This is a genomic window from Natronoarchaeum philippinense (assembly GCF_900215575.1).
Taxonomy (GTDB): Archaea; Halobacteriota; Halobacteria; order Halobacteriales; family Natronoarchaeaceae; genus Natronoarchaeum; species Natronoarchaeum philippinense.
In genome coordinates, this window is sequence record NZ_OBEJ01000001.1 from 260,104 (window position 1) to 272,718 (window position 12,615).

At 62.4% G+C, this 12,615-nt stretch carries 16 protein-coding genes, 1 tRNA gene and 1 other RNA gene; 9 read left to right on the top strand and 9 right to left on the bottom strand.

What is annotated here, in order from left to right; genetic code table 11:
- Positions 1 to 6: 6 nt before the first annotated feature.
- Genes CRO01_RS01360 through CRO01_RS01370 form a run of 3 tightly spaced genes read left to right on the top strand, consistent with a single transcriptional unit; the run spans position 7 to position 3,101 of the window.
- Positions 7 to 999, top strand: a complete 993-nt coding sequence (locus CRO01_RS01360; RefSeq protein ID WP_097007330.1) for a carbohydrate ABC transporter permease — start codon at positions 7 to 9, stop codon at positions 997 to 999.
- Positions 996 to 1,919, top strand: a complete 924-nt coding sequence (locus tag CRO01_RS01365; protein ID WP_097007331.1) for a carbohydrate ABC transporter permease — start codon at positions 996 to 998, stop codon at positions 1,917 to 1,919. Before CRO01_RS01360 ends, CRO01_RS01365 begins: the two co-directional genes overlap by 4 nt.
- A 36-nt stretch (positions 1,920 to 1,955) precedes the next feature.
- The gene (locus CRO01_RS01370) at positions 1,956 to 3,101 is read left to right on the top strand and encodes an ABC transporter ATP-binding protein (protein ID WP_097007332.1); all 1,146 of its coding nucleotides are present in this window, start codon (positions 1,956 to 1,958) and stop codon (positions 3,099 to 3,101) included.
- A 43-nt stretch (positions 3,102 to 3,144) separates the two neighbouring features.
- Here the strand turns inward: CRO01_RS01370 and fen are convergent, their stop codons facing one another.
- Together fen and CRO01_RS01380 are read right to left on the bottom strand one after the other, a co-directional pair.
- Entirely contained in the window at positions 3,145 to 4,125 is a 981-nt protein-coding gene (gene fen, locus CRO01_RS01375; protein WP_097007333.1) for a flap endonuclease-1, read from the bottom strand.
- Positions 4,126 to 4,194: 69 nt separating this feature from the next.
- Entirely contained in the window at positions 4,195 to 4,848 is a 654-nt protein-coding gene (locus tag CRO01_RS01380) for a GNAT family N-acetyltransferase (protein ID WP_097007334.1), read from the bottom strand.
- 83 nt (positions 4,849 to 4,931) lie between these two features.
- Here CRO01_RS01380 and CRO01_RS01385 point away from each other — a divergent pair, with 83 nt between their 5' ends.
- Positions 4,932 to 5,336, top strand: coding sequence for a hypothetical protein (locus CRO01_RS01385; RefSeq protein ID WP_097007335.1), 405 nt, complete (start codon positions 4,932 to 4,934; stop codon positions 5,334 to 5,336).
- 111 nt (positions 5,337 to 5,447) lie between these two features.
- Here the strand turns inward: CRO01_RS01385 and CRO01_RS01390 are convergent, their stop codons facing one another.
- Positions 5,448 to 5,822, bottom strand: a complete 375-nt coding sequence (locus CRO01_RS01390; protein WP_097007336.1) for a DUF7344 domain-containing protein — start codon at positions 5,820 to 5,822, stop codon at positions 5,448 to 5,450.
- Between the two features lie 264 nt (positions 5,823 to 6,086).
- Between CRO01_RS01390 and CRO01_RS01395 the strand changes: the two genes are divergently transcribed.
- The 3 genes from CRO01_RS01395 to CRO01_RS01405 all read left to right on the top strand — a co-directional run bounded on the left by CRO01_RS01395 (position 6,087) and on the right by CRO01_RS01405 (position 7,579).
- Positions 6,087 to 6,359 carry a ribonuclease P protein component 4 gene (locus CRO01_RS01395; RefSeq protein WP_097007337.1) on the top strand — a complete coding sequence of 91 codons (273 nt, stop codon included), beginning with the start codon at positions 6,087 to 6,089 and terminating at the stop codon, positions 6,357 to 6,359.
- Positions 6,360 to 6,458: 99 nt separating this feature from the next.
- Positions 6,459 to 6,704, top strand: coding sequence for a YhbY family RNA-binding protein (locus CRO01_RS01400; protein WP_097007338.1), 246 nt, complete (start codon positions 6,459 to 6,461; stop codon positions 6,702 to 6,704).
- Complete coding sequence (locus CRO01_RS01405) at positions 6,704 to 7,579, top strand: mechanosensitive ion channel family protein (RefSeq protein WP_097007339.1); 876 nt, start codon at positions 6,704 to 6,706, stop codon at positions 7,577 to 7,579. Before CRO01_RS01400 ends, CRO01_RS01405 begins: the two co-directional genes overlap by 1 nt.
- 113 nt (positions 7,580 to 7,692) lie before the next feature.
- On the opposite strand, the gene ffs is transcribed toward CRO01_RS01405, so the two are convergent.
- Together ffs and CRO01_RS01415 are read right to left on the bottom strand one after the other, a co-directional pair.
- An RNA gene (gene ffs / locus CRO01_RS01410) (signal recognition particle sRNA) lies at positions 7,693 to 8,004 on the bottom strand.
- Positions 8,005 to 8,151: 147 nt separating this feature from the next.
- Complete coding sequence (locus CRO01_RS01415) at positions 8,152 to 8,571, bottom strand: DUF7548 family protein (protein ID WP_097007340.1); 420 nt, start codon at positions 8,569 to 8,571, stop codon at positions 8,152 to 8,154.
- 99 nt (positions 8,572 to 8,670) lie between these two features.
- Here CRO01_RS01415 and CRO01_RS01420 point away from each other — a divergent pair, with 99 nt between their 5' ends.
- On the top strand, positions 8,671 to 9,030 hold the full coding sequence (locus CRO01_RS01420; RefSeq protein ID WP_097007341.1) for a DUF5798 family protein: 360 nt from the start codon (positions 8,671 to 8,673) through the stop codon (positions 9,028 to 9,030).
- Positions 9,031 to 9,090: 60 nt separating this feature from the next.
- On the opposite strand, the gene CRO01_RS01425 is transcribed toward CRO01_RS01420, so the two are convergent.
- From CRO01_RS01425 to CRO01_RS01435, 3 genes are all read right to left on the bottom strand, one after another.
- Positions 9,091 to 9,498 carry a CoA-binding protein gene (locus CRO01_RS01425; RefSeq protein ID WP_097007342.1) on the bottom strand — a complete coding sequence of 136 codons (408 nt, stop codon included), beginning with the start codon at positions 9,496 to 9,498 and terminating at the stop codon, positions 9,091 to 9,093.
- 49 nt (positions 9,499 to 9,547) lie between these two features.
- Complete coding sequence (locus tag CRO01_RS01430) at positions 9,548 to 10,165, bottom strand: RAD55 family ATPase (protein ID WP_097007343.1); 618 nt, start codon at positions 10,163 to 10,165, stop codon at positions 9,548 to 9,550.
- Between the two features lie 135 nt (positions 10,166 to 10,300).
- Positions 10,301 to 11,155: a geranylgeranylglycerol-phosphate geranylgeranyltransferase gene (locus tag CRO01_RS01435; RefSeq protein WP_097007344.1), complete on the bottom strand. Its 855-nt coding sequence runs from the start codon at positions 11,153 to 11,155 to the stop codon at positions 10,301 to 10,303.
- A 96-nt stretch (positions 11,156 to 11,251) separates the two neighbouring features.
- Here CRO01_RS01435 and CRO01_RS01440 point away from each other — a divergent pair.
- Positions 11,252 to 11,326 (top strand) — tRNA-Arg (locus tag CRO01_RS01440).
- A gap of 270 nt (positions 11,327 to 11,596) precedes the next feature.
- Here the strand turns inward: CRO01_RS01440 and csa3 are convergent.
- Positions 11,597 to 12,250: a CRISPR-associated CARF protein Csa3 gene (gene csa3, locus CRO01_RS01445; protein WP_089787283.1), complete on the bottom strand. Its 654-nt coding sequence runs from the start codon at positions 12,248 to 12,250 to the stop codon at positions 11,597 to 11,599.
- Positions 12,251 to 12,615 lie beyond the last annotated feature (365 nt).

The window sequence follows — 12,615 nt, forward strand, 5'->3', positions numbered from 1 at the left end:
CTTTCCATGGATCATTTATTCGAACGCATACGACGGTTACGGACTGGTAAACAGGACGACGAGCCGGAGGTACGTACCGACGGCGGCGTCGCCACGGACACGTCCAGCAGCGGCCTTCGCGACCGGTTGAACACCGACTTCTTCCAGTCGATGCCGTTCTGGCTGCCGCCGTTCGCTCTGGTCGGCGTGTTCGTCTACGGCGCGATCGGGTGGAACTTCCTGATCTCGCTGACGGACTACGAGAACTTCGGCCGGGTCGATTACTCGTCGTTGGACTTCGAGATGTACGTGCGGGCGTTCAACGACTCCTCGTTCATCCAAGCGACCCAGAACACGGTCGTGTTGCTGCTTGGTTTCATCGGCGTCTGCATGACTGTCGGATTGCTCCTGGCGATCCTCGTCGACCGGAACATCCGGTTCGAGAACACGTTCCGGACGATCTACCTGCTGCCGATGAGCCTGTCGTTCGTCGTGACGGCGCAGTTCTGGCTCTGGATGTACAACTTCAACAACGGCGTGGTAAACACCGCCCTCGGCCTGTTCGGCCTCGGACCGTTCCAGTGGTTCGGGAACCCGGATCTGGTGTTGCCGGCGGTGATCTTCGCGCTCGTGTGGCAGTTCAGCGGGTACGCCATGGTCGTGTTTCTGGCGTCGCTGCGCGCGATTCCCAGAGAACACTACGAGGCGGCGCGTGTCGACGGCGCCAGCACGGTCAAGATGTACTGGCGCGTCATCATCCCGCAGCTGAAAAACGCTGTCGTCAGTGCGCTGGTCGTGCTGATGGTGTTCGGGCTCAAAGCCTTCGACTTCCTGTACGCCATCTCCGGCGGATATCAGCCCCCGAACGGGTCTGACATCCTTCCGACGCTGATGGTTCGGATGGCGTTCCAGCGAACGCAGTGGGCCTATGGCTCTGCCATCGCGATCCTGCTGTTCCTGCTGGCGTTGGGCATCATCACACCGTACCTCTACTACCAGTACAAGCAGGGAACGATATGACTACAGAAACGACAACTGCGGCCGACGAGACGGAGCAGACGCTGTTCGACCAGATCAGCTTCTACCGCGTGGCGCTGTACGCGGTGCTGATCGGGATGATCGGGTTCTTCTTGGCCCCGATCGAGGCGGGGCTGGTCACCTCATTCAAGACGATCGACGCGGTCACGCGAACCGCTTCCTACGCCCCGCCGGGGCCGGAGGGGTTCACGCTCCAGAAGTGGCAGACTGCCTTCGACACGCTGCTTCGCGGACTGATCAACAGCTTCATCTTCGCAGCGCCGGCGACGATCATCTCGGCGCTGCTGGGTAGCATGGCAGCATACGGCCTGACCCAGATCGACTGGCGCGGTCAGATCCCGATTCTGGCCCTGTTCATCGCAGGCATCTTCATCCCCTATCAGGCGGTGCTGGTGCCGCTGTCGAAGATCTGGAGCACCTACATCCCGCTGTCGGATCTGCTGTGGCCGCTCTGGGCGATCACGGGCGTCTCGAGTTCATACGGCGATCTGATGGCGCTTTCGTTCTCCCACATCGCCTACGGCATCCCGATCTGTATGCTGCTGTTCAGATCGTACTACAAGTCGATGTCGGACGACATCGTCGAGGCGGCGCGCCTTGACGGTGCGAGCGTCCGGAAGATCTACCAGCGGATCGTCTTGCCCCTGTCGAAGCCGATGTTCGCGGTCGTCCTGATCTACCAGTTCACGCAGATCTGGAACGACCTGCTGTTTGCGCTAATCTTGCTGACCACGTCGAGCAATCCGGCGGCGCCGGTCACGCTGATTCTGGCTGGCCTCGGCGAGGCCCAACAGGGGACCGACTTCGCGCTCCGAATGGCGGGCGCGCTGCTGACTGCGCTCCCGACGCTGATCATCTACATCCTGTTCGGCGAAGAGTTCGCCAAGGGGGTAGCGACGTAACAATGACAACGACAACTATCGAACGGAGGTACAACGATGGCTGATCTCACCCTCGACAACGTAACGAAAGTGTTCACCGACGACGACGGCTCGGACATCGTCGCGGTCGACAACGTGTCGATCGACATCGACGACGGCGAGTTCCTCGTGCTGGTCGGCCCCTCGGGCTGTGGCAAATCGACGACCCTGCGGATGGTCGCGGGGCTCGAAACGATCACGAGCGGCGACATCCAACTCGGCGACACGAGCCTGACCGGCAAGGACCCACAGGACCGGGACATTGCGATGGTGTTCCAGTCCTACGCGCTGTACCCGCACATGACCGTCCGGACGAACATGAGCTTCGGGCTCCAAGAGTCGACCGACCTCCCCGACGACGAGATCGACACCCGCGTCGAGGAGACCGCCGAGATGATGGGCATCGGCGACCTGCTCGATCGCAAGCCCGGCGAGCTGTCCGGCGGCCAGCAACAGCGCGTCGCGCTCGGCCGAGCGATCGTCCGGGACCCCGAAGTGTTCCTGATGGACGAGCCACTCAGCAATCTCGACGCCAAGCTCCGGTCGAGCATGCGCACGGAACTCCAGCGCCTGCAGGAGGATCTGGGCGTGACGACGATCTACGTCACCCACGACCAGACCGAAGCGATGACGATGGCCGACAAGATCGCCATCCTCAACGACGGCAAGCTCCAGCAGGTCGGCACGCCGCTGGAGTGTTACCACGAGCCGGCGAACCTGTTCGTCGCCGGGTTCATCGGCGAGCCGTCGATGAACTTCTTCGATGTCGAACGGGTCGGCGAGAAACTCGTCCACGACAACTTCGAGTACGAACTCTCCGACGAGACTGCCAATGCCGTCGCCGAGGCGAACGAGCTTGTGCTCGGGATCCGTCCCGAAGACATCGAGCTTCGGACGGAGGTAGAGGGCGTCCACGACTTCGAGACGACCGTCGACGTGATCGAACCGATGGGCGACGAGAACAACGTCTACCTGACGTTCGACGGCGCGAGCGACGACGAGACGTTCGTCGCCAACATCAGCGGGATGCAACACGTCGAGTCCGGGCAGCCGATCGTCGCGCACATTCCCGAAGTGGCGATCCACGTCTTCGAACGCAGGTCGGGTAACGCGCTACGCAATCGCACGCTCGACAACGTCGAAGAGCTCCACGTCCAGCTGTAGCGGCTGCGGTCAGTTCGGTCCTTTTTTGAGCCGCGTTCGCCGCTCAGGTCCAGCGGTCGAGTCCGGTCTGAGCGACGGCGTCCTCGATCCGCTCGAAGCCGCGACCGACCTCGTCGGCGTCGACGCCCCACTCCTCACAGACGTACCGGCGCGCGGCGCCGATGTCGGGTTCGGGCTCGGCGTCGAACGCGTAGTCGTCGTCGACCGGCGGGTCGAGAAACAGCGAGCGCAGCCGATCGGCGTGCTCGACGTGAGCGTCTTTGGCCTCCAGCGCGCCCCAGAGGTCGCCGTGGTCTTTGACCAGCGAGACGGCCGTTTTCGGTCCGACGCCGTCGACGCCGGGGTTGAAGTCAGTCCCACAGAGGATGCCGACATCGACGAGCTGCTCCCACGTCAGATCGTGGTTCGCCAGCGTCGCCTCGAAGTCCATCCGTTCGGGGTCGCCGGAGCTGGTGAGTTGGCGGAGCGTCACCGGTGCGCCAAAGAGCAGGGCGTCGTAGTCCTCCGTGCCGACGTAGTCGACGGCGCCGTCACGAGCCATGTGTGCCGCCTGCGCTTCCCCCTCGGCCGGCGCCTCGACGATCGGCACGTCGAGCAGTTCGAGCAGTTCGCGCGAGGTCTCGTGGATCGTCTCGGTCAGTCGCTGGGTCTGGGAGTCCAGCCGCGCGATTGCGACCTCGTCGCCGCGCTCTCTCGCGTCCTCTAACTTCTCCTCCCGGCGTTCGCGGGCTTCGCGGCGCGACTCGATCTCGTCGCTTTTGAGGTCCGTGGGGGTGCCGTCGAACACGAACACCGGCGAGAGGTCGTGCTCGAAGAACTTCGGGAGCCCCTGTACGATCCCGATCAGGTTCGCCACCTCGACTCCGTCGTCGGTGGTGTAGGCATCGTCGGCGGTGAACTTCACCGTCGTCGTCAGATATCGGTACAGCCAGTTGTGCGCGTCGACGGCGACGGTCCGCCCGTCTAACTCGTCGAACGCCACCGTTTCGAGCGCGGCGAGATCACGGAGCGCTGCGTTACCCATTGGCCCGTGCTACGGGCCACGTGGCTTTCAAGATGGCTGTTCGACGCCGACGCCGCCGCTGGGCCGCGCTCAGCTGTCGTCGAGGTCGATAGTATCGGGCGGCGCGGCGTCGAGCCGCGCGGCCAAAAAGTCGCGCTCGGCGTCGGCCAGCCCGTCGCGCTCGCGGTATTCTGCGAGGCCGTCCTGATACTGGCCGACAGAATCCTCGGCGGCGTGACGCGCCAGCGCGGCCGGTCGGGGATGTTCCATGACGAGTTCGGCGATTCCGGTCTGCTCGCCGGTGTACCCGAAGCCGGCCTTCCACGCGGCCTCGTAGGCGAATGGGTTGTTCACGGCGATGCGAACGCGCTCGTAGCCGCGGTCGATGGCCCGCTCGACCGTTCGCCCGAGTAGCTGGGGGCCGAGCCCGTCGCCGCGCCGATCCGCGCGGACGCTGACGTAGCGAAGCCACAGCGTCGAGGGATCGGTCCGGTCCTCGTTGAACGCGACGGCCGCGAGGACGGCATCGGAGTCGTCGTCGCGGCGGTCGTCGGTCAGTTTTGGGGCATCGTCTTCCTCGCTCGTCGACGCCGACGGGCCGTCGCGCGCGGCCGCCGCGGCGTCGGTCAGCAACACCGCCTTACCGGTGCTGGACATGACGAACTTGCCGGCGTAGCTAAAGCGCTCGTGGTCGAGCGATAGCGTCGGTCCGTCGGCGGGCCAACCCAGCACCTCGAACTCCATACTGCAGGCGACGGTCCCGGGACTGGTAAGTGCCGCGAAGCCGGACGAAAACCCTTTTCGGTCCGGCGACTGAATCGGATGACATGGCTGACGACGAACCCGCGAACGACGAAGCCACGGGCGAGGAAGAGGGCGAAGAGAAGTCCTTCCGAGAGCGCGTCGAGGAGATCCGAGAGAAGCGCGCCGAGGAAGCCGAAGAGGGAGAAGGGCGTCCCGAGGGCGGCATGGAAGAGATGATGGGCGGTGGCGGCGGCCCCGGCGGTATGGGCGGCGGCAACCCGTTCGCACAGATGATGAGCGGCATGATGGGCGGCGGCGGCCCCGGCGGTCCGGGCGGCGCCGGCCCCGGCGGTCCGGGCGGTCGCGGCGGCCGCGAGGAGAGCGCCGGCAACGAGGAACTGACCCGCGAAGTCCGACAGCTCCGCGACGAGGTCCGTGACGCCACGCGACAGCTTCAGCGCATCGCCGACGCGCTCGAAGACGACTAAGCGCAACTCAGACGCGCCCGAGCGAGTTCGACTCCGCTTTTTGTGAACCAACGGCTCCGCGAGCGTCGTCTACGTATCGAACACGAAGAACAACCGACAGCGACCGGTTGGTCAGGCTTCGTCGAAGTGCTGGACGAGCACTTCGGCGACGGACTGGAAATTTTCCCCGGGAGCGATCATGTCCCGCTCCTGATTGTACACGACGACATCATCCGACGCCAGTCGGGGCACGTCGGAGTGGTACAGCATCATGTAGATATCCCGAACGTCTTCGGGATCAAGTTCGGTGATCTCGACATCGGCTTCGGCGACGGCCACCTCCTCCGCGGCATCGGGCAGGCTGATGCGGCCGTGCTGGCGGACGAGCCACAGCAGGCGCCTGCGCCGCTGGCTTGAGAGGTGTCCGAAGGCGCAACTCTTCGAGACCGCCGACCGACGGTTGCCGGTCCGCTCCTCGGTTTCGCCTCCGGGGTGGTCGTCGTTCATTGAGATATGATTCTTCGCTCAGAGGCATACGTATTGTGGTTCGTCCGCCCAGCACCGGCGAGTTGCTGACACACGAACGGGCCGTTAGCGACCGTTGTGCGGGACGTGCTCTGGCTCTCGGCGGCCGCGTTTCGGGGCAATGTTGTCAGTATACAAAGCAAAAAATACTTGTTCCGCACCTCCAGTTACGTCACTGGGGCAATACAGGACGTCCTCTCTCCTTGTCCGACTTGCCCCGGAATCCCCCACTCCCCCCACTTTCCGATGACTCTCGCAGACGAGCGCATTGACCGATTACACGAGTTGGCCAGAGCCGCGACCAAAGAGTGCAACGACGACCGGGCACGGTACTACGTCCGACTGGCAAAGCGGGTCGCAGAGCGGCAGCGACGGCCGTTTCCCACCGCGTTCGAGCGGTCGGTCTGTGGCGCCTGCGATGCATACCTTCGTCCGGGCAAAAACGCCCGGACGCGACTGCAGGACGGACACGTAGTCGTCACCTGCGACTGCGGGAACCAGTCGCGCTATCCGTACTGACACCCGCTGATCCGGGCTACCCGCCCTCGACCGAACGGCCGAAATCGGGGGTCTGAATACCCAAGAGTGAAAGTGGCTCGCTACATACGAGTGTCCACAATGTCTAACGAGTCGTTACAACAGAAAGCGCACGACCTAGACGTGACCGTCTGGGTCGGTAAGAGCGGCATCGAGTCGGTCGTCGACGAACTCGGCGACCAGCTCGACGACCGTGAGTTGGTGAAAGTCAAGTTCCTCCGGGCGGCCCGCGGCGGCACGTCGACGGAGGAACTGGCCGCAGACCTCGCTGATCGCGTCGGCGCCGATCTGCTCCGAACGCGCGGGCATACGGCGGTGCTGCACTGATGGGCGTCATCGCCGTCGCGCTCGAAAACGTCGGTATCGATGGCGTCGTCGGACAGACGATCGAATCTGCGGCGCTGTTTCTGATTGCTTTTGCCGTCGTGTACGTCCTCGGCAAGACCCTCATCATGCCGCTTGCCGGACGGACGTTCGATCGGCGGGGTCTCGACGACCACGCGAAGAAGCCGCTGTTGCGACTGGTCTGGGCTCTCGTGCTGTTCGCCGCTGTCGGCGTCGCCTTTGCGGCCGGCGGCTTCGGCAACATCCTCACGTCACTGGCGACGATCGCCGCCGCCGGTGCGCTGGCAATCGGGCTCGCCATGCAGAACATCATCAGCAACTTCGTCTCCGGCGTGTTCATCTACGCCGACAAGCCGTTCCGCATCGGCGACTGGATCGAGTGGAACGGCAACTCCGGCGTCGTCGAGGACATCAGCCTCCGGGTGACCCGCGTCCGGACGTTCGACAACGAACTGCTGACGGTGCCGAATTCGGACTTGACGAGCAACGTCGTCAAAAACCCTGTCGCCAAGGAGCAGCTCCGACTCAAGTTCGTCTTCGGAATCGGCTACGAGGACGACATCGAACAGGCCACCGACATCATCGTCGAGGAGGCCGAAGACCACCCCGACATCCTCGACGAGCCCGGGCCATCGGTCAGACTCACCGAGTTGGCTGACTCGTACGTTGGCCTGCAGTCGCGCATCTGGATCGACAACCCGAGCCGCGCCGACTACGTCAAGACCCGCGGCGAGTACATCACCAACGTCAAAGCGCGCTTCGACGAGGTCGGCATCGATATCCCCTACCCGCAGCGCGAACTCAGTGGCGGCGTCGAGATGGCCGAGCACGCAGAAATTCCCCAGTCGGCCGAGTAACTCGACGCGGTTCCCGTTTTGCGGTCTTTCTCGATATCGTCAGCAGTTACGCTGTTGAGCTTCGGCGTCTCCGACCGATAGCTGTCGCTCGTCGGCTGAGAATACGGTATGAATGGCGGACGCCAAGGGTTGCCCGGCGTTCCCGGCCGGGGAAACCCGGTTGCCTCCTCCGCCCCGCGACCCATCGAGCGACCATCGTCCGGCGGTCCGCTGCTCGCTTCCGCGCCTGACGGGGTGGCGCCGACGAACCGCGACGGGACGCCCCTGCGGGCGATCGCCGCGGACCGTGGCCCCCGATGGACGAGGTTTCCACGTCGGCTCCCGGGGCCCGGACGGGTCTGTCCGGACGCTCCCAGGTTTCGGCCCCCGCTAAAGACCATAGTGCGGGTTTCGAGCAGGGCCTAACTGCCCGGCCTAGTCCACCTCTACGTATCCGCCCGTATCTTAAGGACCTTTCGACTCGACGCCCGCACAATCGGGTCGCCCTCTCGTGATCGTGGCGTCTCCGACGGGAGCTGACGCAGTCGCCTGCACAGCGGCGTCGTGATGCTGCTTTAGTCGTGGCGCCGCTTCTAGAAGAGTTCGAGCGCACGGACGTACCAGACCGAACTGACGAGCGCGCCGATCGCGGTGACGACGAGCAGCCAGCGGTGGTAGGCAAGCCACGATGCGGTCCCGATCTGCTGGACGAGCTGTTCGGGGACCGAGACAGCCCACACCAGCGCGATCATCGTCGCGGCGATGCCGAAGACGAGCGTCGCGCCAGCCATGGTGACGGGGTCGGATCGTTCCTCACGGCCCGCAGCGAACGCGACGGTCGAGAGTAGCCCCAGTACTGCGAGCGCCCACGGCCCGACCACGCCCTGCGCGTAGTACGTCTGGAGTCCGGAGACCTCGCCGCCCGACAGCGCGAGAAACGGTGCGAACACGAGTACGACCGAGGCGAGACTGGCGACGATCCCGGCGGTCGGCGGCGTCCTGACAGCGGCCATACCCGCAGATGTGGCCCCATTGCGCATAAGGACGGCGTTCGATCACTGCACTGATACCCGATCGGAAAGCCCACAAAGGTCCGGGCCGAACCCGCGCCCATGGGACTCGGCTCCACCGCGAAGAAGGTCCAGAAGCTCGGCGATCTCGCCGAGAAGCTCTACGCGCAGCTCAAAGACGTCCGCGAGCGCGTCATCGCGCTCGAACAGTCCGTCGAGGAGTCAAACAAGCGCGTCTCGGCGCTTGAGACTGATTCGGAGAAACAACTCGTCTTGCTGAAAGCGATCGCCGAGGAGCAGGGCATCGACGCCGAGCAGGTGCTCGCCGACGCCGCCATCGACGAGGCCGAGCAGTCCGACGATACTGCCGGTTCCTCGGACGACGCCGCGGCGTCGTCGAGCGGAGATACCGAATCACAGCAGTCCGCGAGCGCATCCTCGCAGACCCAAAACGACGACTGAGACCGCTCTGCCGACCGCTCGTTCCCGATGGCGACAGTTCGGCTCGTAAGTCGGTGATCGCTATCCCGACCGCTTGCCGTGCTCTACTTTCAGACACCGGTCCTGAACGACCAGTTTCCCCGCCGATCTGGCCCGTTCGGCGGCCTCGTCGTCTTCGATACCGAGTTGCGTCCAGATCACGTCCACGTCGTCCCGGTCGATCGCCTGCTCGACGATGCCAGCAACTTCATCGCTGGGACGGAACACGTCGACCACGTCGACGGATTCTTCGACAGCCGCCAGCGAGTCGTATGACTGCCGCCCGAAGATTTCGTCGGCATAGGGGTTGACCGGGACGACCTCGTAGCCGTGTTCTCTGAGATAGCTCGGAATCTCGTGGGCGTCCTTCCCGGGCGTCGACGAGCAGCCGACGACCGCGACGACATCGGCTGCGAGCGCTGTTTCGATCGCTTCTTCGTCGGTTGACATACCTCATCGAAGGTGCTGCGAGAACAAAACGCTGGTGCGCACCGGCGCCTCAGGCAATCTTGAGCGTCGGGGCGTCGGCCTCGTCCTCGCCGACCTCGATGACGCCGTCGAACAGTTGCTTGAGTGTGTTCATCGTCTGGTCGTCGTGGGCGGTCGAGTCGATGACGTACAAGCCGAGCGCGTCGGCGCTCTGGACACGCCCGGTAAACACGTGCAGGAACCGGAAGACAGTCTGGAGATCGGAGTACATCAGCAGCGTCGATACCGAGTGCAACAGCACGCGATTCTGTGCCAGCCCGCGGCGCTCGTAGAACTCTTGGAGGAACTCCGAGAGTTTGATCCCGATCCCGGTCATGTCAACTGGGGAGGATGCGTACTTCAGCTGCGGGCTGTCTTCGACGTTGCTCACGCCACGCTGTTTGGTCACGCAGTCGACGACGCCGACGGGGAGTCCGTCGATGTCCTCGATTCGTTTTGCGTACTCGTCGAGGATCTTGTCTCCCCCGTCCTTCGTCGTGACGACGATCGAGCCCTGTTCCTGCTCGGTGCCGTGGGCGAGGATATCCAGCGCGAGACGGCGCTTGCCCGCCATCGGCGGCCCGGTGATCAGGAGGTTCGTACCGGGATCGAGTTCGGCGTCCGGAAGGACGTCGGCCAAGTCATACATATTATGCCCTCGTGTGCCGGAAACAACCGGGGGGCCGGCTGTCGTGTCGCGGAGAGTCCTGATGTTAACCTACAGTGACCGGCATATATTACTTTTGATTAGATAGAGGCTCCTCGCCGACATTTCGTGTAGCAATCAGATCGTGGTCCCGCCGACGACGGCGGCGCGCCCCACGACGAACGCCAGCACAGCGACAAACATTCCGTATTTCAGATACGTTTGCCCGATGGTCGGGTTATCGTAGCTCTTAGCAACTGCCAACAGCATCAACGCATCGGCCGGCACGACGACCGCTAGATAGGCCGCCCCGAACGTCTCTAACAGGTATGGGAGAGGACTTGCGACGATAGCAACGACCAGCAGCGCCGTGGCGATGTGCAGCGATCGACGCTCTCCGATGGCGATCGGTAACGTGTTCAGGCCTTCCTCCCGATCGCCTGCGATGTCTTCGACGTCTTTGATGATCTCGCGGGTCAGCGTCGACAGCGCAGCCAGCGCGAACAACACCGCCGAGGGACCGATGTTCCCGACCGCGGCGCCGCCGAACAGAAACGCGCTCCCGCCGAGATACGCGACGACTGCGTTTCCGACGCCGGGCAGTCCCTTGAACAGCTTCGTGTATGCGATCAGCGCAAGGAGATTGATCGCCGCGATCGCCAGTGCGAGCCGTGGGAGCAACAGCGCAAGCACGATCGCGCCCACGAACAGCGCACCGCTGTACCAGAGTGCCCCGGTGGGGGTCACTGCACCGCGCGGAATCGGTCGATCGGGCTGGTTGATTCGGTCGATCTCTCGATCGAAGTAGTCGTTGATCGCGTTGCCCGCTCCCGTCGCCAGCACTGTCGCCATAATTGCCGCCCCGGCGTCGACCGACTGCTCGGCGACGCCGCCGGCCACGAACGCGCCGACGAACGTCAACACTCCCGCCGCGATGGCGTTTCCCGGCCGCGCCAGCTCGGCGTAGCCCCGTATCCGGGCTCCGACATTCATACGCCCTACTGTCCTACCGCCCCCGAATAAATCGCCCGGTCCCCGTACAGGGAAATCAGTGGGTTTAAATTCGTCTCGGCCGGACTGGTGGATGTCGGGCGCTTAGCTCAGTTTGGACAGAGTACTTGGCTTCGGACCAAGCTGTCGCGGGTTCAAATCCTGCAGCGCCCATTCGTTTTCCGAACGGATCACATTCGCAAGACGGCGGTACATCGTTTATAAACGAGCCGCCGATCGCGCATTTGATTTCGTTCGATTATCGAACGGGGGTCCCTGCTGTCCTGCGATTCGCCAGGATTTACTGGACAGTCCAGGGACATAAACCTCGGTTCTGACCGTTTTCATAGGACACAATTCAATGCAGGTCTGGAATAAACATCACAAAGATGTCTATTCTCCAAGATAGTGATAATGCCGCCAGAAGGGACAGAGCGGATCGTTTCAGATAACGTTAGCAGCTCTTGTCTTTAGGAAAATCCGACCACTGTCGGTGATTTCGACCGTTTTGCTTCTCCCATTCTTTCTGGTCCGCACGAAGCCCGCGGATTCTAGGCTATTGATATGGCGTGCGATTGTACTCTTCGACTTATCAAGCTCATCTGCTATTTCACTTATTGATAAAACTGTATCCAAGTCGTGGAGGTCGGCGAGAAGGGTCGCTTCAGCGTCCGAAACTTCCCCGCGGAGATTCAAGCGTGGTAACCGTCGGACACTGCTATCTATATCGCCTACTTGGAGCACTGTGTCGATATTTTCACCACTAGTGAATGTCGCGACTGTTAGTGGCAACAGTAATTCCCGCGCACCACCACCCAAAATAACGATGGTTTCACCTTCCGATGCTTGGATGAGATCAGCACAGTATAACGTTGTCTCGACAAAATCTGTGTACGGTAGATGCTCTGTTTCTAAGTCTAGGTCCGGGACTACTTGCGTCAGGACATTTTGAACTTCCTGAAAAGCATCCTCTCCTCGATCGGAACTGCTTGCGGGTTGCAGTAATACGACTTGATCTCCTGTCTCTATACCTTCACTCAAAACTGGTCTGACTACGCGTCGACTATCGAATCCCAATGGAGCGAGGTATGTGCGCATATCGATAGCATCTGCTCGAAGCATCGTTACTGTTCCGGAATAGTGCAACAGTGCGCACTATATTCGAACAGGAGCGACGAGAAGGGTCCAGAAATCACTGGCACATCCGATGTCTTGGTTTAGTTCGCGATCTACCGTATCGCATTATCGCAACTCACGTCTAACTGTTTCATCGCCGATAATTATATGATGATTCGACAGAGAGTGTGAAGTGTTCGCTCATCTCGCCGACGGGGCGAGTAGAGGCATCTATGGAATTATAACCTTCCCGACAGTTTTATGTGGGTTCCGCTCTGACTGCTATGCGTTCGCACCCTACGTTCACGGTCTGAGAAGGCCGAGAACGACGTAGCGATAGCTACGGT